Annotated in this window: 23 protein-coding genes; 14 read left to right on the forward strand and 9 right to left on the reverse strand. The window is 67.8% G+C overall.

The genetic code is table 11. The features are described from left to right. Positions 1 to 2: 2 nt before the first annotated feature. Positions 3 to 854 carry an iron uptake transporter permease EfeU gene (gene efeU, locus AB5I40_RS32815; protein ID WP_116200149.1) on the reverse strand — a complete coding sequence of 284 codons (852 nt, stop codon included), beginning with the start codon at positions 852 to 854 and terminating at the stop codon, positions 3 to 5. 268 nt (positions 855 to 1,122) lie between these two features. On the opposite strand from efeU, the gene AB5I40_RS32820 reads away from it, so the two are divergent. Then, positions 1,123 to 1,923, forward strand: a complete 801-nt coding sequence (locus AB5I40_RS32820) for a murein transglycosylase (protein WP_370934081.1) — start codon at positions 1,123 to 1,125, stop codon at positions 1,921 to 1,923. 432 nt (positions 1,924 to 2,355) lie between these two features. Here the strand turns inward: AB5I40_RS32820 and AB5I40_RS32825 are convergent, their stop codons facing one another. Both AB5I40_RS32825 and AB5I40_RS32830 read right to left on the reverse strand, forming a co-directional pair. After that, positions 2,356 to 2,538, reverse strand: coding sequence for a hypothetical protein (locus tag AB5I40_RS32825; protein WP_370934082.1), 183 nt, complete (start codon positions 2,536 to 2,538; stop codon positions 2,356 to 2,358). Positions 2,539 to 2,744: 206 nt separating this feature from the next. Continuing rightward, positions 2,745 to 3,149, reverse strand: a complete 405-nt coding sequence (locus tag AB5I40_RS32830; RefSeq protein ID WP_067575623.1) for a tetratricopeptide repeat protein — start codon at positions 3,147 to 3,149, stop codon at positions 2,745 to 2,747. Between the two features lie 70 nt (positions 3,150 to 3,219). Here AB5I40_RS32830 and AB5I40_RS32835 point away from each other — a divergent pair, with 70 nt between their 5' ends. From AB5I40_RS32835 to AB5I40_RS32860, 6 genes are all read left to right on the forward strand, one after another. Then, on the forward strand, positions 3,220 to 3,711 hold the full coding sequence (locus AB5I40_RS32835) for a VOC family protein (RefSeq protein ID WP_354743713.1): 492 nt from the start codon (positions 3,220 to 3,222) through the stop codon (positions 3,709 to 3,711). Between the two features lie 115 nt (positions 3,712 to 3,826). Continuing rightward, a complete protein-coding gene (gene eno, locus AB5I40_RS32840; RefSeq protein WP_370934083.1) occupies positions 3,827 to 5,113 on the forward strand; it encodes a phosphopyruvate hydratase in 1,287 nt (428 codons plus the stop codon). A 193-nt stretch (positions 5,114 to 5,306) separates the two neighbouring features. After that, a complete protein-coding gene (locus tag AB5I40_RS32845) occupies positions 5,307 to 5,672 on the forward strand; it encodes a septum formation initiator family protein (protein WP_078870811.1) in 366 nt (121 codons plus the stop codon). A 424-nt stretch (positions 5,673 to 6,096) separates the two neighbouring features. After that, positions 6,097 to 6,618, forward strand: a complete 522-nt coding sequence (locus tag AB5I40_RS32850) for a DUF501 domain-containing protein (RefSeq protein ID WP_199818177.1) — start codon at positions 6,097 to 6,099, stop codon at positions 6,616 to 6,618. Positions 6,619 to 7,297: 679 nt separating this feature from the next. Next, positions 7,298 to 8,368: a lytic transglycosylase domain-containing protein gene (locus AB5I40_RS32855; RefSeq protein WP_370934084.1), complete on the forward strand. Its 1,071-nt coding sequence runs from the start codon at positions 7,298 to 7,300 to the stop codon at positions 8,366 to 8,368. A gap of 86 nt (positions 8,369 to 8,454) precedes the next feature. Further along, on the forward strand, positions 8,455 to 9,342 hold the full coding sequence (locus AB5I40_RS32860) for a LysR family transcriptional regulator (protein WP_370934085.1): 888 nt from the start codon (positions 8,455 to 8,457) through the stop codon (positions 9,340 to 9,342). Positions 9,343 to 9,346: 4 nt separating this feature from the next. Here AB5I40_RS32860 and AB5I40_RS32865 read toward each other — a convergent pair whose 3' ends face one another. Beyond that, a complete protein-coding gene (locus AB5I40_RS32865; protein ID WP_370934086.1) occupies positions 9,347 to 10,081 on the reverse strand; it encodes an SDR family oxidoreductase in 735 nt (244 codons plus the stop codon). After that, positions 10,078 to 10,815 (reverse strand): oxidoreductase, encoded by a 738-nt coding sequence (locus AB5I40_RS32870; RefSeq protein ID WP_370934087.1) that lies wholly within the window; start codon positions 10,813 to 10,815, stop codon positions 10,078 to 10,080. The genes AB5I40_RS32865 and AB5I40_RS32870 overlap by 4 nt, the downstream gene beginning before the upstream one ends. 179 nt (positions 10,816 to 10,994) lie before the next feature. Between AB5I40_RS32870 and AB5I40_RS32875 the strand changes: the two genes are divergently transcribed. The 7 genes from AB5I40_RS32875 (at position 10,995) to AB5I40_RS32905 (ending at position 19,583) form a co-directional block, all read left to right on the forward strand. Continuing rightward, positions 10,995 to 11,948 (forward strand): exopolyphosphatase, encoded by a 954-nt coding sequence (locus AB5I40_RS32875; protein ID WP_370934088.1) that lies wholly within the window; start codon positions 10,995 to 10,997, stop codon positions 11,946 to 11,948. A 205-nt stretch (positions 11,949 to 12,153) separates the two neighbouring features. Further along, complete coding sequence (locus tag AB5I40_RS32880; protein WP_370934089.1) at positions 12,154 to 13,782, forward strand: ABC transporter substrate-binding protein; 1,629 nt, start codon at positions 12,154 to 12,156, stop codon at positions 13,780 to 13,782. Between the two features lie 104 nt (positions 13,783 to 13,886). After that, complete coding sequence (locus AB5I40_RS32885) at positions 13,887 to 14,813, forward strand: ABC transporter permease (protein ID WP_370934090.1); 927 nt, start codon at positions 13,887 to 13,889, stop codon at positions 14,811 to 14,813. Then, positions 14,806 to 15,762, forward strand: coding sequence for an ABC transporter permease (locus AB5I40_RS32890; RefSeq protein ID WP_370934091.1), 957 nt, complete (start codon positions 14,806 to 14,808; stop codon positions 15,760 to 15,762). The genes AB5I40_RS32885 and AB5I40_RS32890 overlap by 8 nt, the downstream gene beginning before the upstream one ends. A 5-nt stretch (positions 15,763 to 15,767) precedes the next feature. After that, positions 15,768 to 16,793, forward strand: coding sequence for an ABC transporter ATP-binding protein (locus AB5I40_RS32895; RefSeq protein ID WP_370934092.1), 1,026 nt, complete (start codon positions 15,768 to 15,770; stop codon positions 16,791 to 16,793). Then, positions 16,786 to 17,784, forward strand: a complete 999-nt coding sequence (locus AB5I40_RS32900; RefSeq protein ID WP_370934093.1) for an ABC transporter ATP-binding protein — start codon at positions 16,786 to 16,788, stop codon at positions 17,782 to 17,784. Before AB5I40_RS32895 ends, AB5I40_RS32900 begins: the two co-directional genes overlap by 8 nt. Positions 17,785 to 17,867: 83 nt before the next feature. Beyond that, complete coding sequence (locus tag AB5I40_RS32905; protein WP_370934094.1) at positions 17,868 to 19,583, forward strand: S8 family serine peptidase; 1,716 nt, start codon at positions 17,868 to 17,870, stop codon at positions 19,581 to 19,583. 41 nt (positions 19,584 to 19,624) lie between these two features. Here AB5I40_RS32905 and AB5I40_RS32910 read toward each other — a convergent pair whose 3' ends face one another. From AB5I40_RS32910 to AB5I40_RS32925, 4 genes are all read right to left on the reverse strand, one after another. Next, entirely contained in the window at positions 19,625 to 21,145 is a 1,521-nt protein-coding gene (locus AB5I40_RS32910) for an alpha/beta hydrolase (RefSeq protein WP_370934095.1), read from the reverse strand. 112 nt (positions 21,146 to 21,257) lie between these two features. Further along, positions 21,258 to 22,694 (reverse strand): alpha/beta hydrolase, encoded by a 1,437-nt coding sequence (locus AB5I40_RS32915; RefSeq protein ID WP_370940663.1) that lies wholly within the window; start codon positions 22,692 to 22,694, stop codon positions 21,258 to 21,260. A gap of 277 nt (positions 22,695 to 22,971) precedes the next feature. Beyond that, entirely contained in the window at positions 22,972 to 23,691 is a 720-nt protein-coding gene (locus AB5I40_RS32920) for an ABC transporter permease (protein WP_370934096.1), read from the reverse strand. A gap of 18 nt (positions 23,692 to 23,709) precedes the next feature. Next, a complete protein-coding gene (locus tag AB5I40_RS32925) occupies positions 23,710 to 24,594 on the reverse strand; it encodes an ABC transporter ATP-binding protein (protein WP_370934097.1) in 885 nt (294 codons plus the stop codon). Positions 24,595 to 24,670 lie beyond the last annotated feature (76 nt).

Consider the following 24,670-nt stretch of genomic DNA (forward strand, 5'->3'; position numbering starts at 1 on the left):
GGTCACTCCTTGGCGGCGGCCGGGGCGGCGGGTGCCGCTTCGGTCTTGTTCTTGCGGGCGGGCTTGAGGAACAGCGGCAGCACGATCGCCACGTAGACGACCCACGCGATCGCTTGCAGCACAGTGGTTTGCTGCGAATAGTTGAAGATTCCCTTGAGCAGCGCGCCGTACCAGGAGGTTTCCGGCAGCGTGCTCGACGCGTCGAAGGCCAGCGTCGTCAGACCGGGAATGAACCCGGCTTCCTGCAGGTCGTGCAGGCCGTAGCCGAGGACGCCGGCGGCGACGAACACCAGCAGCACGCCGGTGATCGTGAAGAACTTCGCCAGGTTGAACCGCACCGCGCCGCGGTAGAGCAGGTAAGCGAGCACGATCGCGGCGGCGATCCCGATCACGAACCCGATCAGCGGCTGCAGGGTGTCGGACTGCGCGGTCTGCACGGCCGAGTAGAAGAAGACAGCGGTTTCGAGCCCTTCGCGGCCGACCGCGAGGAACGACAGCAGCAACACCGCCGCTGGCCCGACCTTCAGCGCGTCCTCCATCTTGCCGCGCAGTTCGGCCGCGATGTGCCGGGAAGCCTTGCGCATCCAGAAGATCATCGCGGTGACGAAGACGACCGCGACAATGGAAAGCGTGCCGCCGAGCAGTTCCTGATGCTCGAAACTCAACTGTGCGGTGCTGTAGGTGAGGATCGCGCCGACGCCGACCGACAGCAGTACAGCCGCGCCGACGCCGGGCCACACGAACCGCAGCGCGTGCCGTCGCTCGGTTTTGACCAGGAAGGCGACCAGGATGCTCACCACAAGCGCGGCTTCGAGGCCTTCGCGCAGCCCGATGAGCGCGCTCGAAAACACCACTGTTCAGCCCTCCTTCGACTACCTGACCTGATGTTTTTAGGTAAGGCTTGCCTGTAAGTCCAGAGGGAGTTTCGCTGAACGGGCCCGGCAAAGCGGGCAAAACGACGTTCTCCGGGGAGTTAGGTTAGGGTAACCGCAGGTCAGAGCGTCGCCGGGTGGTCACGTAACGAATTGTGTGACCTGGGCGGCTCAGGCGTCGAGTTAACCATCCGCTTGCCATTCGCCCAGTCCAGCGTCCCTCAGCCGGGTTCATCAGTAACCTGTCCGGGTGGCCGATACCACTCAGCCGACGATCGCCCCGTCCCCGACGGGCCCTCCGCGCCGCTACCCGAGCCGCATCGCGTTCGCGCTGGGTCTGGTGCTGACCGGGGTCGTGCTGGTGGTGACCATCGGAATCCAGAATCCGAACCCGCCCGCCCCTCCGGCCGCGGCCGCTCCGCCGCCGGTTTCGCCGAAGCCGGAACCGCGCCCGCAACCCGGCACCGAAGCCCCGCGGGTCGGTTTGGCCGCTCCGCCGGACCGCCCGCTGGTGTCCGACCAAGCGGAACTGGACGCGTGGGCGACCCGAGTCGCCGACAAGACGCGGCTGGACGCGCGCGTGGTCGCCGCGTACGGACGCGCGGAAATGTGGATGCAGCGGCAAAAACCGTCGTGCCACCTCTCGTGGGCGACGCTCGCCGCGATCGGAAACCTGGCGTTTGGAACGGAAAAACCCGGCCCCGACGGCACCATGGCGGTCAACCCCGATCGGGCGGAAGGCCCGGACACCGACGGAGGAAAGCTCGACGGCGACCGCACCGCCGACCACCGCGTCGGCCCGCTGCGGATCATGCCCGCCGCCTGGCACAAACACGCCCAACGCGCGAACGGCGACGGCAAACCGGCAGACCCCCGCAACCTCGACGACGCGGCCTTCACCGCCGCCCGCTACCTCTGCTCGGGCGACGACGACCTGGGCGCTCCGGCGGGCTGGTGGAAAGCGATGCTGTTCTACAACCCGGCGGTGAACTACGTGCAAGACGTTTTCACCGCAGCCGATTCTTATGCGGCGGAGAGCGTGGCTCCCTGAGCCGGGCCGGGCCAGGCCGGGTCGGCGGGGTTGGTGGGGTTGGCCGGGTTGGTCAGCGGCTCGTTGGCCGGGTGGCCTGGCTGACGGGGCGGCCTGAGTTGGCTGACGGGGTGGCCTGAGCTGGTCGGTGGGGTGGCTTGAGCTGGTCGTCTAGCGACGGCGGCTTGGCTCGGTGTTCGGCCGGGGCCGGTTTTTTGTTGCTGCGCTTGGCTTTCAGTGATGGGCAGCCAGCGATTCACCGTTCCAGTTCGCCCAGCGACTTGCCGGCGCGGCGCGTGACCGGTGCGGTGGTTTGGGCCGATTCGGCTCGGCGTGGCGCGCTGTTGTGGTTCGGCAGTGTCCCGCCAGTGCGTGGCGCGTGGCCGGTGCGCGTCCGCCTCGTAGCTGCTCGGCGTGGCTCGTCGGTGCGGCGGCGCGTGGTGCGGTTCGCAGTCAGTGGGTCGTCAGCGCGGCGCTCACTCGCACCGGCTTCTGCGCCACGCCCTCGGCGCGCACCGGCTGCTTACGCGGCTGGACCGGGTGGCGTTCGTTCAGTTCGACGAGCGTCGGCGCCAGCGCCATCAGCACCAGCACGATCAGCCCGGCGGTCGCTCCGATCACGGTCAGCGCGGTCATGTCGGCCTCCTCTAATCGCTCTCTGTGATGACACCAAGGATCGCGCTTCGCCCGGTCTGCCCGGATCGGCCGACCGGCCGAGCCGCGGCGCCGGATGGCCAGGCTTCCCCGCTGCCCTGTTCACTTCAGAAGACGCGCCGGGGCCGTGCTGGATCCGGCGGTTGCACGTGAGTGCCTCCGCGGGTGCACATTCGGGACATGCGGGTTCAGCGGTCGCTGAGCGTGATCCTCGCCCTGACCTCGCTGATCGCCTCGAGATACTCCGGCACCGGGTTCATCGCCGACGCCATCCGCAGTTGTGCGAGCGCCTCGGCCAAACGGCCGAGGCGCTGGAGGGTGCGGCCGAGCACGAACCGGGCGTAGTGGTCGGTGGGGTCGAGTTCCAGTACGCGGGTGAACGCGCGTTCGGCGCGGCGCAGCTGGGCGGAGTGGAAGTACGCGCGCCCGGCGAGCAGTTGCACGCTCGGCTTGTCCTGCTCGTCGGCCAGCAGGGGTTCGAGCTCCTTGAGCGCGTCGAGCGGACGTCGCCGCGCGACCAGATGTTCGGCGTTGCGGAACCTGCGGAAGCGCGATTCGCCGTCGGGTTCGGGGGCTGCTGCGGCGTCCGTCATGGTCGCCTCACGATACCGGCGCGGAGGGCGTTGCACGACCGTCAGACGAGTCGTGATGGACTGTTCCGCCATGAGCAGCGATCAGGAACCCGACTACGTGGGACTGGCGCCGTACCTCTACTACAGCGATGCGACCGCCGCGCTCGCGTGGCTGACCAGGGTGTTCGGCTTCACCGAGGAAGTCCGCTTCGAGGACGGGGCGGGCGAGGTCTTCCAGGCCACGCTCCGCGCGGGCGGCGCGCGGCTGCAGCTGGCCGGGGTCGGTCCCGAATACTGGGAGGCCAAGGGGGTCGAGGGGCCGGTCGGGCAGTTGAACGTCGTGTACGTGACCGACGTCGACGCGCAGCACGAGCGCGTCTCCGCGGCGCTCGGCGAGGACGCCGCACCGGAACCGCCCCAGGACCAGCCTTACGGCGCGCGGATCTTCACCGTGGCCGATCCCGGCGGCAACAGCTGGACGTTCTGGCAGCAGGTGACCGATCAGGTCGAGCTGCCGTCGGGGTGGCGTGAAGTCCGGCCGGAGGACCAGGCCGCCGACGAGACCGGCGAAGTGCCCGGCTGAGCTGGAGAACACGCAGCGGAACGGCCCCGCACCGGCCTGGCCTCCAACGGGTGAACCCGCTGGGCGGTTACTCTGGGCGGCGTCACCGCAGGCACGACCCACCAAGGAGCAGAGCGTGGCTCTCATCGAGCAGGTAGGCGCGCGCGAGATTCTCGATTCGCGCGGGAACCCGACCGTCGAGGTGGAGGTGGCGCTCGACGACGGCACCCTGGCCAGGGCCGCGGTCCCGTCCGGCGCGTCGACCGGCGAGCACGAAGCGGTCGAGCTGCGCGACGGGGACACCGGCCGCTACAACGGCAAGGGCGTGGAGCGCGCGGTCGCCGCGGTGCTCGACGAGATCGGGCCGGACCTGGTCGGCGTCGAAGCGGTCGACCAGCGGATCGTCGACCAGAAGCTGGTGGACCTCGACGGCACGCCGGCGAAGTCGCGGCTGGGCGCGAACGCCATTCTCGGTGTCTCGCTCGCCGTCGCGAAGGCCGCCGCGGAATCGGCCGAGCTGGAGCTGTTCCGCTACCTGGGCGGGCCGAACGCGCACGTGCTGCCGGTGCCGATGCTGAACATCCTCAACGGCGGCGCGCACGCCGACACCGACGTCGACATCCAGGAATTCATGATCGCGCCGATCGGCGCGGAGTCGTTCCGCGAGGCGCTGCGCTGGGGCACCGAGGTGTACCACGCGCTGAAGTCCGTGCTGAAGGGTCGCGGCCTGTCCACCGGCCTCGGCGACGAGGGCGGTTTCGCGCCGAGCCTCGCCAACAACCGCGAGGCGCTCGACCTGATCCTCGCCGCGATCGAGAAGGCCGGCTACGCGCCGGGCCGCGACGTCGCGCTCGCGCTGGACGTCGCCGCGACCGAGTTCTACTCCGACGGCGCCTACACCTTCGAGGGCTCGAAGCGCAGCGCGGAGCAGATGTCCGCGTACTACGGCGAACTGCTGCGCGACTACCCGCTGGTCTCCATCGAGGACCCGCTGAGCGAGGACGACTGGGACGGCTGGGTCCAGCTGACCTCCGAGATCGGCGACAAGGTCCAGCTCGTCGGCGACGACCTGTTCGTCACCAACCCGGACCGGCTCGAGGAGGGCATCACTCGCCGCGCGGCGAACGCGCTGCTGGTGAAGGTCAACCAGATCGGCACCCTGTCCGAGACGCTGGACGCGGTGTCGCTGGCCACGTCGTACGGCTACAAGTCGATGATGAGCCACCGGTCCGGCGAGACCGAGGACACCTTCATCGCCGACCTCGCGGTCGCCACCGGCGTCGGCCAGATCAAGACCGGAGCCCCGGCGCGCGGCGAGCGGATCGCGAAGTACAACCAGCTCCTGCGCATCGAGGAAACCCTCGCGGACGCCGCGCGCTACGCCGGCGACCTCGCCTTCCCGCGGTTCAGCGCGGAGGCCTGAGGGGCACATGGCCGACCGGGGGAGGGCGCGCGGCCGTCGCGGCGGCCGGGCCGCGGGAAGCGGGTCCAGCAGGGCCCGCCGTCCCGCATCGGCCCGGCGCCGCACCGGCGCGGGCACGACGGAGACGACCAGGGCCCGGCTTCGCCGCGGCCTCGCGGCGAAACGCGCCTCCGGTGCGGCCAAGGTGCTCGGCATGTCGACCACCCGGCGCGCCGCCGTGGTGGCGATCGTGGTGTGCGCGCTGGCGTTCACCGTCGCGGTCCCGTTGCGCACCTACCTCTCCCAGCGTTCCGAGGTCCGCGACCAGGAAGCGCAGCTGGCCCAGCTCCAGCACGAGGTCGCCCAGCTGCGCGACCGCAAGGCCCAGCTGAGCGACCCGGCCCAGATCGAGGCGGAAGCCCGTCGTCGGCTCCGGTACGTGAAGCCTGGCGAGACCCCGTGGATGGTCCAGCTGCCCGAGGACCAGCCCGGTTCGCCGACGGCTGCTCAGCCTGGGCAGCAACCTGCTCCGCAGGCGCCTTGGTACGAGAACCTTTGGGCGCAGGTTTCCGGGGGTTGAGGTTTCCTGGGTGGCGGGGTTGTTCGCTGGGTTGTCGGGCGGGCGAGGTTCCTCGTTGGGCAAGCTTGCTGGTCGGCTGTGAGGTTGCTGGCTGAGCGAGTTCCTGGTCCGGCGGGATTGCAGATCGGGTCCGGTTGGCGGCGGCGGGGACCGGTGGCTCTTGGCGGTTAGTCCTTAGGTGTCTCCTCGAAGTCGCGAGTCGGTAGTTCTCGGCTTGACGGCTGAGGTTTTGCGCTGCGGTCCTTGGGTTTCTTTCATTTCGGTGCCTTGATTTCGCGGCGAATCTTCGGCTGCCATCCACGTTAACCACAGCGCAAGGGCCCCGGAGGCGGCTGCGGCCAGTTGTCCACACGGTGTGCGGGTTGTGGACAACTCGGCCGTTTCGGCGGAGGTCGCGAGGGGTCGGACGGGCGGCGGCATTAGCCTGGAGAGCGTGAACAGCAGCACGGAGACACCCCGATTCGAGCCCGTCACCGATGCCGACCGGGAGGTCATCGCGCAGCAGCTCGGACGGCCGCCGCGGGCGTTGCGGGCGGTGGCCGCGCGGTGTCCTAGCGGGCATCCTTCGGTGGTCCAGACCAGTCCGCGGTTGGAGAACGGGACGCCGTTCCCGACGTTGTATTACTTGACCTGCCCGCGGCTGACGTCGATGGTGGGCACGCTGGAAGCGTCCGGCGTGATGAAGGAGATGACGGAACGGCTCACCACCGATCCCGAACTCGCGGCGACTTACCAGCGCACGCACGAGACGTACCTCGCCGAGCGGGACGCCATCGAGTCGCTCGGGACTCAGGTGACCGCGGGCGGGATGCCCGGGCGGGTGAAATGCCTGCACGTCCACCTCGCGCACACGCTCGCGGCCGGCCCGGGGGTGAACCCGTTCGGCGACGAGACCCTCGCCTGGGTCCGCGAACAGGGCTGGCCGACGGGCGACTGCGCCGGGTAACGCTCCGGTCTCGGGCGCGGATAGGCACAGCAGAGGCCGGTGCCCGCCTGGGTGGGAATGCTTCGCGGCGCGCACCGGAGCTGCACACCGAGCAGGCGAGCCTGGGTGCACCGCCGGGCGCGCCGGGGAGGGGCGGAAAGTGCGGGTGCCACGGAGATTTCGGCGATCGGTGCGCGCTGATGCGTCTCCTGATGCGGAGGCTCGGGCCGAAGCGGCGGCGGATGGTGCGGGTGCGGGAGTTGCCGGTGGTGAGTCGGGTGCTGGCGACGAGGTAGTCGGTGACGCGGCGGTCGGTGAGTCCAGTGCGGGCCGTGGGGCGGTTGGTGACGGTGAGGTTGTCGATGCGGCCGGTGACCGGGCCGCGGATGGGATCGCTGCTGTCGGCGGGGAGGTCGGCGAGCGCGGGGTTGCTGCGGTAGCTGATGGCAGGACCGCTGGTGGTGATCCAGCGCGCGGCGACGAGATCGGTGAAGGTGGCACCGATGGCGAAACCGTCAGCGCGACAGTCAATAGAGACCGCGTCGATGAGGCGGCGGCTGAAGTAGCGGGCGAAGACGGCGAAACCGCCTCTGGTTCGGCTGAAACCAAGAAGAGAACCGCCGTGTTGGTCGGGCCGCCGCTGGATCGGTCTCGGTGGGTGCGGGTTCGGGTGCGGCGGGGGCGTTATCGGGCTCGGAAGGTGGCGTCGCGGCATCGGACGGCGGTCGCCGTGCTCGCGGGGGTTCTCGGGGTGCTTCCGGCGGTCGTCGGTGCGGGGGTGGTCGTCGGGTGGGCCGGGCGGATGCCGGTGGTGCATACGGCGGACGTTATGCCTGATCAGGGGTATGACCCGGGGATTCGCGGCGTCTCGGTCGACGGGCGGTTGCCTGATGCGCCGGCACCGGTTCCGCTGCCTGCGTATGACCTTCCGGACGGGCCGCTCGGGATTCCGGCTACCGCGCTGGCCGCGTATCGGCATGCGGCTGACGTCCTCGGGAAAGAGCAGCCGGGGTGTCATATCGACTGGGCGCTCGTCGCGAGCATCGGGCGGATCGAGTCGGATCACGCGCGGGGCGGGTACGTTGACGCTGCTGGGACGACGCTTCAACCGATACTCGGGCCTCAGCTCAACGGGACTGGGCCGTACGCGGCGATTCCGGACACTGATCACGGCGTGCTCGACCACGACCCGGTTTGGGATCGTGCGGTTGGGCCGTTTCAGTTCATTCCGGCGACCTGGCGGAGCTACGCGGCGGACGGCAACGGTGACGGCAAGGCCGACCCCGGCAATCTCTTCGATGCCTCGCTCGCGGCGGCTCGTTATCTGTGCTCCGGCGGGCTTGATCTGGCCAATCCGGACCAGTTGAGGACTGCGATCTACCGCTACAACAACTCCGACGCGTACGTCACCACGGTCATTCTTTGGGCGGAGGCATACCGGAAAGGAGTCGCGCAGGTGCCGGACAGTCCGGTTCCGGTTGGGGTGCCCGGGCCGACGACGTCCAGTGTCGCGCCGACGGCGAATGGGCCGCGGCCGCCGCAAGTGGGGACCTCGTTGCCGCCGGTTTCTACGGGGGCGCCGTCGGTGACGCCTACCGGGACGACGCTGCCGGGCAGTTCGTCCGGGTCTCCGTCGGGCAGTCCGACTGAAACGCCGACCAGTTCGACGTGCGGATCCACCACCACGACTACGACCACTACGGCACCGACGGAGACCTGCACCTCGTCGAGCAGCAGCCAGGCGAGCAGCGGGACGTCGGCTGCTGGCTAACCCGCGAAACCAGTGAAACCAGCGAAACCGGGCGACGCGGCCTCCTCCGGTAGCGTCGCTTACATCATTACAAAGCAGGGGAGCCGATGAGTCTTCGTCAGTTCGAGTACGCCTTGGCGGTCGCCGAGGCGGGGTCGGTGACTGCCGCGGCCGAGCTGCTTCACGTCGCTCAGCCGTCCGTTTCGCAGCAGATCCGGGGGCTTGAGCGGGAACTCGGCGTGCAACTTTTCTCCCGCACGCCCAGCGGGCTGGTGCCGACCGTCGTGGGGCGGGCGTTTCTCAAGGACGCTGAAGTCGCCGTAAGGGCGGCGCGGCGGGCGCAGGCGACCGCGCGTGCGGGCGCGGACGAGTTGGCCGGCGAGTTGCTCGTCGCGGCGCAGATGGGGTTGGGGACTCGGCAGTTGCCGGGTGCGTTGGCTGCCTTGCGAAAAAAGTTTCCGCGGTTGGCGGTGACCGTTTTCGAGGAGCCGAATCCCGCGGAGCTGGAGCAGCTGGCGAGGCATGGGGTGCTGGATCTCGCGTTGCTCGGGTCGGCGTGTGATGAAGGGCTGTACGAGGGGCATCACCTCGGCGACGAGGAGTTCGTGGTCGTCCTCGGAACCGGGCATCGGTTGCTCAAGAAAGACCGGATTGAGTTGCGGGAGTTGGCAGAAGAGCAGTGGATCCGGTTCGATCCGGATAGCGCGCTCGACGGTCACTTGACAGAAGTGTTGCGCGACAACGGGTTGGCGCCGACGGCGGTCGCACGGGTGTCGCAGACGTCGACGGCGGTGCGGTGGGCCGCGCACGGGCTGGGCGTGACGCTTGTTCCGGCGTCGGCGGTGCCGGAGGGGCATGAGCACCTCGTGCGGCCGGTGTTTCCGGTCGTGGCCCAGCCCGTCGTCGCGGCGGTGCGGCCCGGGGCTGGGCCCGCGGAGATGGCGTTGCTCGAGTTTCTGCGGCAGGAAGCCTGGTCCGAAGCCCCGGCCGCCTGAAGCGTCAGAGTTGCGTGTCGCCTCCGTCTACGACCAGTTCGATGCCGGTGGTGAAGGTGGCGTCGAAGGCCAGGAAGGCGACGGCACGGGCGATTTCGACAGGGGTGCCCAGCCGTTTCATCGGGTTCGCCGCGGCGCGGGCGGCCTTGAACTGTGCGGCCTCCTCGGCCGACATTCCGGCTTCCAGGATCTCGGTGTCGATGGGGCCGGGGCTGAGCGCGTTCACCCGGATGCCGCGCGGGAGCAGTTCGGCGGCGAGGGTTCGGGCCATCGATCGCAGGGCGGCTTTGCCCGCGGAGTAGACGCTGGTTTCGGCAAGGCCCATGACGTTCGCGGTCGAGGTGGTCAGGACGACGCCTGCCCCGGAGCGCAGCAGGGGTGCGAGCTTCTGCACGGTGAAGTACGCGCCCTTGACGTTCACCGCGAACTGTTCGTCGAACTGCTCCTCGGTGACTGACTCGAACGGTGCCGTCCGAGCGATCCCGGCGTTGACGAACAGGGCGTCGACCGGGCCGGGGACCTGGGCCGCCAGCGCGTCCAGATCGGAGAGCGACGCCACATCGCCGCGGACGGCTGTCGCGCGGTCACCGAGTTGGGTCAAAGCGGCGTCGAGGCGGGGCTGCGAACGGCCGGTGATGATTACGCGGGCGCCGCCGTCGGCGAATAGTTTCGCGGTGGCGAAACCCATTCCGGTGCTGCCGCCGGTGACGACGACAGTTTTGTCCTGATAAGCATTCATCGCGGGTATTCGCCTCCGTCGACGGCCAGACCGCTTCCGGTCAGCCAGTTCGCTTGGTCGGACAACAGGAAGAGCACGGCGTTGGCGATGTCGTCAGGGGCGCCGTCCCGGCCCAGCGGGACGCCGGGGAGAGCAAAGCCGGGCATCAGGGTCGCCCACTGCTCGCGCGTGGCGACGCCGCCGGGGGTGGCGGTCCGGCCAGGGGACACGGTGTTGACGCGGACGCCGGCGGGGGCCAGTTCGGCGGCCAGGCCTTGGCTGTACGCCTCCAGCGCGGTTTTCGCGGCGACGTAGTGCAGGAAAGGCGGGAACGGCGGACGGATCGCGGCGGTGGAGATGTGCACGATCGAGCCCGATCCCCGCTCTCGCATGCCAGGGGCCAGCAGTGCGTCCAGGCGGACGGCGGCCAGGAGGTTCACCGACAACGCGTCCTGCCATTCGTCGTCGGGGATCTCCAGCGCGCTGGGGTGCGGACGCGCGCCGCCCGCGTTGTGGACCAGCAGGTCGACGCCGCCGAGGACCTCCTGTGCGGCGGAGGCGACCGTCTGGGCGCCGGCCTGGGTGCGGACGTCGGCCTCGACGAAGGACGCGCCTTCCGGCACCGGGCCGGCCGACCGGGCGGTGGTGAGCACCGTCGCGCCCGCGGCCAGCAATTGCGCCACGATCGCCGCACCGATTCCGCGGGAACCGCCGGTGACCACTGCGCGCTTTCCCGCTATCCCGTAATCGGGCATGCCAATAAACCTCTCGATAAAAGAAGGAGAAAACCGCCGCGAAACGAAATGCGGCGAACACGTCGACCGTACGGCCGGAAAAGCGGAAAAGGCAAAGACCAAATGTCGGTGAGGGGGCATAGGACCCGCCTATGCCCGCCTCGCCTGCGAAGCGCCGCGGACCAAGTAAAGTCGGAGGCATGCCTCGGGTAGCTGCGATCGACTGTGGGACCAACTCCATCCGTCTGCTCGTCGCCGAGTTGACGCCGCGCCACGACGGCACGGTCGACCTGCGCGACCTGCACCGCGAGATGCGCATCGTGCGGCTCGGCCAGGGCGTCGACGCCACGGGCCGGCTCGCGCCGGAAGCGCTCGAGCGCACCCGCGCGGCGCTCGCGGACTACACCGTCGCCGCGCGGCGCAAGGGCGTTGAGAAGGTGCGCATGGTCGCCACCTCGGCGACGCGCGACGCGAGCAACCGCGACGAGTTCTTCGCGATGACCCGCGAGACGCTCGGCGTCGAGGCCGAGGTGATCAGCGGCGACGAGGAAGCCCGGCTGTCCTTCACTGGTGCGGTCGGCGAGCAGGACCCCGACGACGGGCCGTTCGTGGTCGTCGACGTCGGCGGCGGTTCCACCGAACTCGTGCTGGGCACCTGGAACGGTCGCGAGGCCGAGGTGATCGCCGCGAAATCCGTCGACATCGGCTGCGTCCGGATCACCGAGCGCGCGCTGAAGGGCGACCCGCCGACCGCCGACGAGGTCTCCGCCGCCCGCGAACTGGCCCGCGGCATCCTCGCCGAGGCCTTCGACGTCGTGGACGTCGCGAAGGCCCGCACCTGGATCGGCGTGGCAGGCACCGTGACCACGTTGTCAGGAGTTTCGCTGGGGCTGCCCGAGTACGACTCCGAGCGCATTCACCTGTCGAAACTGAGCCACGGCGAGATCGACCGGGTCGCGCAGGAGCTCCTCGCGGCCGACCGCGAGACCCGCGCCGCGAACCCGGTGATCCACCCCGGCCGGGTCGACGTGATCGGCGGCGGCGCGGTCGTCGTGCAGGTGCTCGCCGAGGAACTCGCCGCGCGCGGTGGTCCGGACCAGCTGGTCGTCAGCGAGCACGACATCCTGGACGGGATCGCTTTGGCGCTCGCCTGAACGCTCCGCGATGCCCCGGTGACCACGCGCTCATCCCGCGTCCGAACCCGTACCAAAATGACCGAACGTCATCTACCTCACTTCGTTGTGGGCTGACTGGGTGACGGTCGTCGTTGTTATTCATGTGCAACCCGGTGATCCGGTTACGAAGGGCCGATCACGCTAGCCTCCATCTCGCTATTCGGACGCTAGAAACGGAGGGGACATGCGGGGTTCATCCAGGCTCTGGAGCGCGGCCGCTGTCGTGACAACCTTGTCACTGCTCCTGACTGCCTGTGGGGGCGGCGGATCCAGCAGTGGCTCGTCAGGCGAAGCCGACCCGAACGGGACATTCACCGTCTACGGCACGGAACCGCAGAACACGCTGATCCCCACGAACACCAACGAACTCGGCGGTTCCAAGGCCGTCGACCCGATGTTCTCCGGACTCGTGGCGTACAAGGGCGAAAACGGCGAGCCGTACAACTTGATGGCGGAGTCGATCACCACGACCGATTCCAAGGTCTTCGACATCAAGATCAAGCACGGCTGGAAGTTCCACGACGGCACCGAGGTCAAGGCGAAGAACTTCGTCGACGCCTGGAACTACGGGGCCAACTCCGCGAACGGCCAGATCAACAGCACGTTCTTCGAGAACATCCAGGGCTACTCCGACGTCCACCCCGCCGACAAGGCGGCGAAGCCGACCACGGACAAGATGTCCGGCCTGGTCGTGAAGGGCGACTACGAGTTCCAGGTGACCCTGGAAGCGCCGTTCTCCGTTTTCACCACCAAGATCGGCTACACCGCGTTCGCGCCGCTGCCGGACTCCTTCTTCAAGGATCCCGCGGCGTTCGCGAAGCACCCGATCGGCAACGGCCCGATGAAGTTCGTCAGCCGCACGCCGAACGTCGAGATCAAGCTGACCCGGTTCGACGACTACCAGGGCCCGGACAAGGTCAAGTTCAAGGACCTCGACGACAAGATCTACGCCAGCCAGGAAACCGCGTACCAGGACCTGCTGAGCAACAAGCTCGACTTCATCGAGACGCTGCCGCCGTCCGCGCTCACCGCGGACAAGTACAAGACCGACCTCAAGGACAACCTGGTCACCGGGCACCTGCTGGGGATCAGCACGATCGCGGTCCCGTACTACGTGCAGGGCTACAACAACCTCGACCTGCGCCGGGCCATCTCGATGGCGATCGACCGCGCGCAGATCACCAAGACGGTCATGCACGACACCTACGTGCCGGCCGACGGCTATGTCTCGCAGGGCATTCCGGGCTACCGGCCGGGCGTGTGCGGCGAGTACTGCAAGTTCGACCCGGCGAAGGCGAAGGAACTCTTCGCGAAGTCCGGGTTCAAGGGCAAGCTCACCATCGCCTCGAACGCCGACGGCGGCCGCAAGGAGCCGCTGGTGGCCGCGTGCAACAGCATCAAGAACACCCTCGGCGTCGAATGCGATTTCGTTCCGGCGACCGACTTCGGCCAGTGGCGCAGCATCGTGACCGGGCACAAGCTGACCGGCATGGGCCGTTCCGACTGGGCCGCGGACTATCCGTCCATTGAGGACTTCCTCAACCCGCTCTACCGGACCGGGGCGTCGTCGAACGACTCGACGTACTCCAACCCGCAGGTCGACGCTCTGCTGAAGCAGGCGGACTCGACGGCGGACAAGGACGCCGCGGTGAAGCTGTACCAGCAGGCCGAGGACCTGATCGCGAAGGACCTGCCCTCGATCCCGGTGTGGGACGAGAAGGGCGTCGCGGCCAAGTCGAAGCACACCAAGACCGTGGTCCTCGACTTCCGCCGCCGCGCGGACTACTCCTCGGTCGAGGTCCTCAAGAAGTGATGCGCTGACTCGTCCGTTCCCACCACGCGGCTCGTGAGTGTCCGCGCAGGCCACAAGCCGGCGCGGGCACTCGCGGGCCCGGCGCGCACTCCTAGGAACCACGCATGATTCGTTACATCCTGCGTCGTCTGCTGCAGTTGATCCCGGTGTTCTTCGGCACCACGTTCCTGATCTACGCACTGGTGTGGGCCGTGCCAGGAGACCCGTTCTCCGGCAAATGCGGTCAGCAAGCCTGCCCGCAGGCCTACATCGACCTGATGACCGAGAAGTTCCACCTGAACGACAATCTGTTTGTCCAGTACTTCAAATACCTCGGGAGCCTGTTCGGCGGCGACTGGGGCGAGACGTTCAACGGCTCCTCGGTCGGCGAACTGATCTCCACCTCCTACCCGATCACGTTGCGCCTCGCGCTCGTCGCGGTGCTCATCGAAGCCATCATCGGCCTCACCGCCGGCGTGCTGACCGGCTTGCGCGGCAAGGGTTTCCTCGACAATCTGGTGCTGGTCTCGACCACGTTCCTGATCTCGCTGCCGGTGTTCGTTACCGCGATCGTGCTGCAGATCGTGCTCGGCGTGAACCTCGGCATCATCGATGCCAGCGTTTCCGACGATCCGAGTTTCGGCGAGCTGATCGTGCCGGGCATCGCGCTCGGCAGCCTCTCGATGGCTTATGTCGCACGGTTGACGAGAACGTCGATCGCGGAGAACCGGCACGCCGACTACATTCGCACCGCCATCGCCAAGGGACAGCCCAACAGCCGCGTCATCGGCATTCATTTGCTGCGCAACTCGGTGATTCCGGTGCTGACGTTTCTCGGCACCGACCTTGGCTCGCTCATGGGCGGTGCGATCGTGACCGAGGGCGTGTTCAACATCAACGGTCTCGGCGGGCTGATCTTCCGCGGCCTCCAGAACCGGGAAAGCGCGACCGTCGTCGGCGTCGTCGTGCTGCTGGTGCTGGTGTATCTGCTGATGAGCCTGATCGTGGATCTGCTCTACGCCGTTCTCGACCCGAGGATCCGTTATGACTGACCCGAATCTCGTCGGCGGCGGAGGAGTCGACGCGGCACAGCTGTCGCATGTGGACAGCTCGGCCGACGCCGGACCGAAGAAGCCGCGCAGTCTGTGGGGCGACGCGTGGCGGCAGCTGCGCCGCAAGCCGACGTTCGTCATCTCCGCATTGATCATCCTGCTGATCGTGCTGATCGCGATCGCGCCGGGACTGTTCTCGCACCGCGACGCCGGCTACAGCGATTTGACGCACGCCAACGAAGGCCCGTCCGCGGACGCCTGGTTCGGCTACGACAACCAGGGTTACGACGTCTACGCGCGGACCATTTACGGGGCCAGGGCTTCGCTGCTGGTCGGGGTTTTCGCGACGCTGCTGACTGTCCTTTTCGGATCGTTGATCGGCATCGTCGCGGGCTACTACGGGCGCCTCATCGACAGCCTGTTGTCCCGGCTCGGCGACGTTTTCGCCGGACTTCCGTTCGTGCTCGGCGCGATTGTCATCCTCACCACGTTCAACGCGCCGGGCACGAATCCCGGGCAGGTCACCATCATCGTGCAGGTGGTGTGCTCGATCGCGGTGCTGACCTGGCCGGTGGCGATGCGCATCATGCGGTCCGCGACGCTGGTGGCCAAACAGTTGGACTACGTGAAGGCGGCCCGCGCGCTCGGGGCCAGCACGCCGCGGATCGTGTTCCGGCACCTGCTGCCGAATACGCTCGCGCCGGTGCTCGTGTACGCCACGATCGCGCTCGGCGCGGCCATCGGCGCCGAGGCGACGCTGGCGTACCTCGGCATCGGAGTGCGGCCGCCGGTGGTGTCGTGGGGCGTCATGATCAGCGACGCCCGCGACTATTTCCGCGCGGTCCCGCACATGCTCCTGTTCCCCGGTGCGTTCGTGACCATCACCGTGCTCGCGTTCGTGATGCTCGGTGACGGTATCCGCGACGCGCTCGACCCGAAGTCGAGGTAGCCGCGATGTCCACAGTGTCCAATGCTCCTGGTCCGGCGGCCGAGAACGAGCTGCTGCTCGAAGTCGAAGACCTGCACGTGGAATTCCGCACTTCCGACGGCGTGGCCAACGTGCTCAACGGCGTCGGTTATTCGGTGCACGCCGGGGAAACCCTTGCCGTGCTTGGCGAATCGGGTTCCGGCAAGAGCGTCACGGCGCAGACCATCATGGGAATTCTCGACACTCCGCCGGGCGTGATCACCGGCGGGTCGATCCGTTATCGCGGCGAGGATCTGCTCACCGCGTCGGACGACCGGCGGCGGCAGGTGCGCGGTGCGGAGATCGCGATGATCTTCCAGGACGCGCTTTCGGCGCTGAACCCGGTGTTCACCGTCGGGTTCCAGATCGAGGAACAGCTGCGGGTCCGGCTGGGAATGTCCAAAAGGGACGCGCGCAAACGGGCGATCGAACTGCTCGACCTGGTGCGGATCCCGGCGGCGGCACGGCGGGTGAAGGACTATCCGCACCAGTTCTCCGGCGGGATGCGGCAGCGCGCGATGATCGCGATGTCCCTTGCCCTCGACCCGGATCTGCTCATCGCGGACGAGCCGACGACCGCGCTGGACGTGACCGTGCAGGCGCAGATCATGGACCTGCTCGCGGACATCCAGCGAGAACGGCGGATGGGGCTCGTCCTCATCACGCACGACCTCGGCGTGGTCGCGGAGGTCGCGGACCGGATCGCGGTGATGTACGCCGGGCGGATCGTGGAACAGGCCGACGTACGGGAATTGTTCAGCTCGCCGGGGCATCCCTACACCGCCGCGCTGATGGATTCGCTTCCCAGACTGGACCTCAAAGGACAGACCCTGGAGACGATCAAGGGCCTGCCGCCGAGTCTGCTCGACATCCCGGCCGGATGCCCGTTCCACCCGCGGTGCAAGCGGGCCGAGCAACGGTGCCGCGACGAGCGGCCGTCCTCGCACGCGCTCGGGTTCGGCCGGGTCAGTGCGTGTCACTTCGCCGAGGAGGTGGTGGAGAGCCGTGGGTGAGCCGATTCTCAGCGTCCGGGATCTGGTCAAGCACTTCCCGGTGCGTGACGGCGTGTTGTTCAAGCGGACGATCGCACACGTGAAGGCCGTCGACGGCGTGTCCTTCGACCTGCAGCCCGGTGAAACCCTTGGCGTGGTCGGCGAATCCGGCTGCGGCAAGTCGACGCTCGCCCAGGTGCTGATGCGCCTGGAGGAGCCGACCAGCGGGGCGGCGACGTTCGAGGGCCGCGATCTGTTCAAGCTGCGCGGTGCGGAACTGCGGCGCATGCGCCGGGAGATCCAGATCGTGCTGCAGGACCCGTACACGTCGCTGAATCCGCGGATGACCGTCGGCGACATCGTCGGCGAGCCGTTCGAGATCCACACCGACGTCGCGCCGAAGGGTTCGCGGGCGAAGAAGGTGCAGGAGTTGCTGGAGGTGGTCGGGCTCAATCCCGAGCACGTGAACCGGTATCCGCACCAGTTCTCCGGCGGGCAGCGCCAGCGCATCGGGATCGCGCGGGCGCTGGCGTTGCGGCCCAAGGTGATCATCTGCGACGAGCCGGTGTCCGCTTTGGACGTTTCGATCCAGGCGCAGGTGATGAACCTGCTCGGGGAACTGCAGGGCGAGTTCGGACTGTCCTATGTGTTCATCGCGCACGACCTTTCGGTGGTGCGGCATCTGTCCACCCGGGTCGCGGTGATGTACCTGGGCAAGATCGTCGAGATCGGGACCGAGGACGAGATTTACGAGCGACCGTCCCATCCGTACACCCAGGCGCTGCTGTCGGCGGTGCCGGTCGCGGACCCGGCGGTGCGCGGGCAGCGGCAGGTGATCCGGCTGGAAGGCGATGTGCCGAGCCCGATCGATCCGCCGTCCGGCTGTCGTTTTCGCACGCGGTGCTGGAAGGCCGCGGACATTTGCGCGACCGAGGTTCCGAAGCTGGAACCCCGGACGGACGGGCATCTGTCGGCTTGTCACTTCGCCGAGGTGAAGTCGGTGGTTCCGTAACAAGGCGATTCCTCCGGTTTGCCGATTGCCGCACGCAGTGTCCGCTATGTACGTTGCATTGTCGGTTTTCGTGAGGAGGACTCGTGAAAAGACCCAGATTGCTCGCTGTGGCACTCGCGGTGCCATTGTTCGGTGCGGTGTCCGTCGTCGCCCTTCCGGCGGCGACGGCCCAACCGGCCGGACCGTTGACGGAATTCAGCGTCCTGGCGCGGGACGGCCAGAGTGTCGCCGCCGCGCAGCAGGCGGTGCGCGACGCCGGCGGCACGATCGTCGCCACCAACACCGCCGTCGGGCTCATCACCGCCACCGCGCCCGCTACTGGCTTCACTGAGCGGGTTTCGGCCAACCGCGCGGTATTCGGTGCGGCGACGGCAAAAGCGATTGGCAGCGCGCCGAAGGCGGGCAAGAAGGAGAAGCCGGACGCGGTCGAGAAGGAAGGCCGCGGCAGTGTGTCGCGCAAAGCCGCGGCCAACAAGGCGGTCGGCACCGATCCGCTGGACGACCAGCTCTGGGGCCTCAAATCGACCCGCTCCGACCTCGCGCGCACCAAGCAGGCGGGCGACAAACGGGTGAAGGTCGGCATCATCGACACCGGCGTCGACGGCAGTCATCCGGACATCGCGCCGAACTTCGACAAGGCCGATTCGCGCAACTTCACCAAGGACATCGTCGCGGACGTCAACGGCACCGTGGTCGACGGACCGTGCGAGTTCCGCGGCTGCGTCGACCCGGTGGACCACGACGACAACGGCCACGGCACGCACGTCGCGGGCACGATCGCCGCGGCTGCCAACGGATTCGGCGTTTCCGGCGTGGCGCCGAACGTGACGCTGGTGAACGTCCGCGCCGGTCAGGATTCCGGGTACTTCTTCCTGCAGCCGACGGTCGACGCGCTGACGTATTCCGGCGACGCGGGCATCGACGTCGTCAACATGAGCTTCTACGTCGACCCGTGGCTGTACAACTGCCGCTCGAACCCGGCGGATTCCGCGGCGGAACAAGCGGAACAGCGCACGATCATCGAAGCGACCACGCGGGCGTTGAACTACGCGCACCGCAAGGGCGTGACGATGGTGGTCGCGCTCGGCAACCAGCACGACGAGCTGGCCGCGCCGCACGATGACGTCACGAGCCCGGACTACCCGGCGAACGGGCCGCATCCTCGCAAGATCGACAATGCTTCGTGCTTCTCGCTGCCGGTCGAAGGCCCGCACACCATCGGTGTCGGCTCATTCGGTCCGACGCAGGCGAAGGCGGACTACTCGAACTACGGCACTGAGCAGATTTCCGTTTCCGCGCCTGGCGGCTACTTCCGCGACGGATACGGCACGCCTTGGTATCGGACGGTCGAGAACGAAATCCTTTCTACGTACCCGCGCAATGTGGGGGTGGCGGCCGGAAACATCGACGCGGCAGGCAATGTGACCCCGGCTGGAGTCGCGCTCGGAGTGCAGAAGGCTACGGCGGCGGACGGCCGCGTCGGCTATTACCAATGGCTGCAAGGGACTTCGATGGCCACTCCACATGCGACTGGTGTCGTGGCGCTGATCATTTCCCAGTACGGCAAGAAGATCGGGCATTCGGTCTCGATGGATCCGGACGCCGTGCAGCGAGTGCTGGAAGGCACGGCGGCACCGATCGCGTGCCCGGTGCCGCGGACGGTCGACTATCTCAAGGAGGGCCGGGACGCTTCGTTCACGGCGACCTGCTTGGGTGACGCGTCGTTCAACGGGTTCTACGGACATGGTTCGGTGGACGCTTATGCCGCGGTGACGCGGGGTTCGGCGTTCCTGCGCTGAACGAGCGGCGGTGGGGCGGGTGTTCCGCCCCACCGCCTGTTTCAGTACTGCCGCAGCCGGTCCACGATCTTGTCGGCTGCCTGTTGTTGTTGCGGGGTAAGCGATCGACTTGCTTCCGCGCCGCAGAATTTGTCGGTCGCCGGACGGACGCCGTGCACGAGATAGTCGACGACGGCGTTGAAGCCGCAGCTGTTCAGATACGGGAGACCGACGCCGTGTCCGCCTTGGTCCACAGTGACCATTCGCGCCCGCTTGCCGAATGCTTCGCGGGTGTCCTGCGCGCCGGAGAGCGGCGTTGCCGGGTCACGCAAGTTCTGGACCAGCAGCAGGTTGGACGGTCCCTGGTCGCTGAACTGCACTGCCGGTTCGCTTGGCTGGTACGGCCAGGCGGCACACGGCCAGACGTTCGCTGTCGCGCCGCCGAGCATCGGGTACGTGACCCGGTCGTGCGCGACGTTGCGCTGGTAAGTCGAAATCTGCCGGGGCCACGCGTGATCCCCGCACACGACCGAAAGCATCGTGGTCACCTGGCTCTGGATCGGGCCGGTCGTGCTCGGCAGTGAATCGTCTGGCGGTGCTTGGTCGGTGAGGAATGCCTGCCAGAGTTGCGCCAGTCGGGGGAACGCCGAGGTCTGGTAGATCAGGCTGTGCGTCGCCGAGCGGAAGAGCGAACCGTCGAATCCTCCGGTGGGATGCCGGTCGAGTTTGTCCGCGAGCTTGAAGAAATTCGCGGTGACTTCGGCGGGAGTGGCTCCGAGCCCGTAGCTCGAATCGCGTGCGGCGGCCCATTTGGCGAAGTCCGGGAAGCGGTCCTGCATTCCTTCGGCGAAACGACGGGACGCGGTGATGTCGTAGCCGTCCGGCCCGAGAATGCTGTCGAGCACGACGCGGTCAGTCCGGTCTGGGAACAGCGAGGCGTAGACCCCGCCGAGGTAAGTGCCGTAGGACAGACCGAAATAGGAGATCTTGGCCTCGCCGAGTGCGGTGCGGATCTGGTCCATGTCACGCGCGGTGTTCGCGGTGGTGATGTACGGCAGGATAGCCGCTGACGTCGAAGTGGCGCATTGCCGCGAAATCTGCTTGGCGGATACGGCGGCCGCCGTGACTTCGGCTGGGTTGTGCGCGTAGTTCGGCACGATGGTGAGGAGTTGTTCCGGTTTCAGGTCGCAGCTCACCGGGCTGCTGTGGACGACTCCTCGCGGGTCGAAGCCGATCAGATCGTATTCGGCGAGCAGGTTCGCCGGCAGTCCGAGCTGGGCCATTTCCAGCGGGAACGTGAGGCCGGTGCCGCCCGGGCCGCCAGGGTTGAACAGTAGGACTCCGCGCCGTTTCGCCGGGTGGCTGCTGGGCAGCCGGGAGATTTCGACGGTGATCTTCTTGCCGTCCGGCTTCCGGTAGTCGAGCGGTACTACGATGGACGCGCACTGCAGTTGCGGTGGCGCTGCGACGTCGGCTGGGCATGCGCCCCAGTTCACCGCGGGTCTAGCGGATGCGGCGGACGCCGGAACCGCCGTCGCGGTCAACGCGACGGCGGCTAGTACGACGAGCAATTGCTTTCGCACGGTGTTCCTTCCTGTTTCGAGAGCGGACTCGGGAAACCAGAGGGAACGCACAAACGACGGTGGGGCGGGAAGCCCGCCCCACCGCCGATCATCGTCCCACCCATCGTCCGTTTCAGAATTGCCGCAGCTGGTCGATCACCTTGCTGGCGGCCTGTTGCTGCTGCGTGTTCAGCGATCGCGTGGCGTTCGCTTCGGCGCCGCAGTACTTGTCGGCGTCCGGCCGGGTTCCGTTCACCAGGTAGCTGGTGACAGCACCGAAACCGCAGCTGTTCAGGTACGGGAGGCCTACGCCGTGTCCGCCCTGGTCCACAGTGACCAGACGAGCCCGGTCGCCGAACGCCTCGCGGGTCTCCAGCGCACCGGACAGCGGCGTCGCCGGGTCGCGCAGGTTCTGCACCAGCAACAGGTTCGACGGACCCTGGTCGCTGAACTGCACTGGCGGTTCGAGCGGCTGGGTGGCCCAGTGCGCACACGGCCAGACGTTCGCCGTCGAGCCGCCGATCATCGGGTAAGCGGCCCGGTCCTCCGCGACGTTGCGCTGATACGTCGAAATCGTCCGGGGCCAAGCGTTGTCGCCGCACAGCACCGAAATCATGGTGGCCCGCTGGCTCTGCTCCGGACCCGTGGCCGGCAGCCGCATCGAGCCCGCCGGAGGCGCCTGGTTGTTGAGCAGGGCCTGCCACGCCTGTGCCAGCACGGGGAAGGCCAGCGTCTGATAGGTCAGGCTGTGCGTGCCCAGCCGGAAGGTGGAGCCGTCGACTCCCCAGGCGGGCTGCTCGTCGAGCCGGTCCGCGAGCTTCGAGAAAGTCGCGGTGACTTCGGCGGGAGTGGCGCCGAGACCGTAGATCGAATTGCGTACGGCCGCCCATTTCGCGAAGTCGGGGAAGCGGTCTTGCATTCCCTCGCCGAAACGCCGTGCCGTGGTGACATCGACGCCGGTCGGTCCGACGACGCTGTCGAGCACGACGCGGTCGGTCTGGTCGGGGAACAGCGAGGCGTACACCGCGCCGAGGTAGGTGCCGTACGACAGGCCGAAGTAGGAGATCTTGGACTCGCCGAGCGCTGCCCGGATCTGGTCCATGTCCCGAGCGGTGTTCGCGGTCGTAATGTACGGCAGGATCGCCGCCGAGGCCGAAGCCGCGCACTGCTGTGCGATTTGCTTCGCGGCCTCCGAAGCCTGGACGACTTCTTGGTGATCGTGCGCGTACTTCGGGACGAGAGAAAGCTGTTCTGGCTTCAGGTCGCAGCTCACCGGGCTGCTGTGGTCGACCCCGCGGGGGTCGAAGCCGATCAGGTCGTATTCGGCGAGCACGCTCGACGGGACTCCGAGCCGCGCCCACGTCAGCGGGAAGGCGAGCCCGAGGCCGCCGGGGCCGCCCGGGTTGAACAGCAGCACCCCGCGCCGTTTGGCGGCGTCGGTGCTGGGCAGGCGGGAGACTTCGATGCTGATCTTCTTCCCGTCCGGTGCCCGGTAGTCGAGCGGCACTTCGAGCGACGCGCACTGGAGCATCGGGGAAGCGACGTCGGCCGGGCACGCGCCCCAGTTCATCGAGGGCTTCGACGGGGTCGCGTGCGCCGGAACGGCGGTCGTCGTCAGGGCGACGGCCGCCAGTACGACGAGCAATTGTTTTCGCACTGTTTTCCATCCTTAGCCGAGATCACGCGAACTCAGGAAACTGAAGGGAAAGTGCACGAAACAGAGCTGTTCGCGGACATCGCGGCCCAGCCGCCGGTCGGGGCCGACTTCCGGCCGCGCTGCCGCGGACACGTCGACGATCGAGAGCGCCGTCGACGTTACCGCAGTTCCCTCGGCATCGGAAGGGGTTTCAGCGGCGCGGTTCCCAGCGGAATAGTCGGGTCGCCAGGGTGATGCTGAGAATCAGCCACGCCGCGATCGGGCCGAGCAGGACAAGCGAGTCGGTGACCGAGGCTCCGCCATTCCAGGAATTCAGCACGAGTTCGGTGGCCGCCCCGCCGGGGAGAAGGCTTTTCAGGAGGGAAAGCTGTTCCGTTCCGGTGATTCCGATCCAACTCGCGACCGCGAGGACGACGAGGGTGATCGGCAGCGTGGTGACCTGGGCGTGCTCCGGGGAGTTGGTGAGACCGGCGGTGGCCAGGCCGAGGGCGAGCATCATGGCGACGGTCGCGACGACCGCGACCACCAGCAGCAGCGGGTTTTTCGGCAGGCCGGTGACCGCGCCGAGCACGGCGAGGATGACGGCGACCTGGATCGTGGTGATCACCGTGATCGGCAGGAGCAGGCCGACGAGAATGCCGGAGTCGCTCGCCGCGGTGGAACGCAATCGCTTGAGGAACAGGTTCTGCCGCCGGGCCGCGAGCGTGGTGACGGTGGTCGTGTAGAGGCCGATCGCGGTGATGAAGGAAAGCGTCAGCGCCGCGATATAGCCGAGGCTGCCGAGTTTCGCGAAGGTTTCGTGCCGGGAGATGAAGAAAGCGCTGAAGGCGACGGGCAGGATCAGCGAGGTGACCAGTACTAGCCGATTTCGGAAAAGCTGGATCAGTTCGCCGCGGGCGATTGAGAACATAGCAAAGCCTTTCGGTGATTACGCGGTGCCGATGGCGCGGAAGACGTCGTCGAGGCGGGTCGGGCCAGCCTCCAATTCGGCCAGTTCCAGTGCGCTGTCTTGTGCCCAGCCGAGCAACGTGTGCAGGTCTTTCTGCAGGCCGAAAGTTTCGATGAGGAACCGGCCGTCCTCCTCGCGGGTCGCTTGCAGCGGCGGCGTAGGCGCGTGCGGCGGCAGTCCGAAGCGGATGGTCGCGGGCAGTGTCCGGGTCAGTTCGGCGACGGTGCCTTCACGGTTGAGCGTGCCCTGGTGCATCAGGCCGATGCGGTCGGCGCGCTGCTGTGCTTCCTCGAGGTAATGCGTGGTGAGGACGATGGTGGTGCCGTCCTCGCGGAGCCGGTCCACCGCCGTCCAAAGCGCGTCGCGCGATTGGATGTCCAGACCGGTGGTCGGCTCGTCGAGGAAGACCAGGTCCGGCGTTCCGTACACGGCGGTCGCGAAGTCCAGCCGGCGCTTTTCGCCGCCGGAGAGCTGCGAGACCCTTGTCGTGGCTTTGCGCGTGAGGCCGGTGATGCCGAGCAGCCGTTCGACGTTGTCGCCGCGCTGGGTCAGGCTGCCGATCAGCCGGATCGACTCGCGCACGGTCAGGTCCGGCGAGAAGCCGCTTTCCTGCAGCATGATCCCCATCCTCGGCCGGACGGCGGCGCGGTCGCGCGGGTCCTTCCCGAACACCCGCACGGTCCCTGAGCTGGGCGGCCGGTGGCCCTCGACGGTCTCCAGCGTCGAGGTCTTCCCCGCGCCGTTCGTGCCGAGCAGCGCGTACAGTTCGCCGCGGGCGACCTGGAACGACAGGTCGCGCACGGCCTGGAAATCGCCGTAGGTGAGGTTCAGCCGGTCGACGTCGATGACTGGGGTCGTGGACATGCTCCGATTCCAGCCGGTTCTCCCTGGTCCGGAGTAGTGCGGCCACGTCAGCCGAAAACATGACGCTGCGTCACTG

Source organism: Amycolatopsis sp. cg13 (genome assembly GCF_041346965.1).
Lineage (GTDB): Bacteria > Actinomycetota > Actinomycetes > Mycobacteriales > Pseudonocardiaceae > Amycolatopsis.

Coding starts and splice junctions, on each gene's coding strand:
- AB5I40_RS32870 (WP_370934087.1), bottom strand. CDS start 10,815: ATGCCCGATTACGGGATAGCGGGAAAGCGCGCAGTGGTCACCGGCGGT.
- AB5I40_RS32920 (WP_370934096.1), bottom strand. CDS start 23,691: ATGTTCTCAATCGCCCGCGGCGAACTGATCCAGCTTTTCCGAAATCGG.
- AB5I40_RS32925 (WP_370934097.1), bottom strand. CDS start 24,594: ATGTCCACGACCCCAGTCATCGACGTCGACCGGCTGAACCTCACCTAC.
- AB5I40_RS32885 (WP_370934090.1), top strand. CDS start 13,887: ATGATTCGTTACATCCTGCGTCGTCTGCTGCAGTTGATCCCGGTGTTC.
- AB5I40_RS32880 (WP_370934089.1), top strand. CDS start 12,154: ATGCGGGGTTCATCCAGGCTCTGGAGCGCGGCCGCTGTCGTGACAACC.
- AB5I40_RS32865 (WP_370934086.1), bottom strand. CDS start 10,081: ATGAATGCTTATCAGGACAAAACTGTCGTCGTCACCGGCGGCAGCACC.
- AB5I40_RS32845 (WP_078870811.1), top strand. CDS start 5,307: ATGTCGACCACCCGGCGCGCCGCCGTGGTGGCGATCGTGGTGTGCGCG.
- AB5I40_RS32830 (WP_067575623.1), bottom strand. CDS start 3,149: ATGACGGACGCCGCAGCAGCCCCCGAACCCGACGGCGAATCGCGCTTC.
- AB5I40_RS32825 (WP_370934082.1), bottom strand. CDS start 2,538: ATGACCGCGCTGACCGTGATCGGAGCGACCGCCGGGCTGATCGTGCTG.
- AB5I40_RS32895 (WP_370934092.1), top strand. CDS start 15,768: ATGTCCACAGTGTCCAATGCTCCTGGTCCGGCGGCCGAGAACGAGCTG.
- AB5I40_RS32915 (WP_370940663.1), bottom strand. CDS start 22,694: ATGAACTGGGGCGCGTGCCCGGCCGACGTCGCTTCCCCGATGCTCCAG.
- AB5I40_RS32835 (WP_354743713.1), top strand. CDS start 3,220: ATGAGCAGCGATCAGGAACCCGACTACGTGGGACTGGCGCCGTACCTC.
- AB5I40_RS32860 (WP_370934085.1), top strand. CDS start 8,455: ATGAGTCTTCGTCAGTTCGAGTACGCCTTGGCGGTCGCCGAGGCGGGG.
- AB5I40_RS32890 (WP_370934091.1), top strand. CDS start 14,806: ATGACTGACCCGAATCTCGTCGGCGGCGGAGGAGTCGACGCGGCACAG.
- AB5I40_RS32875 (WP_370934088.1), top strand. CDS start 10,995: ATGCCTCGGGTAGCTGCGATCGACTGTGGGACCAACTCCATCCGTCTG.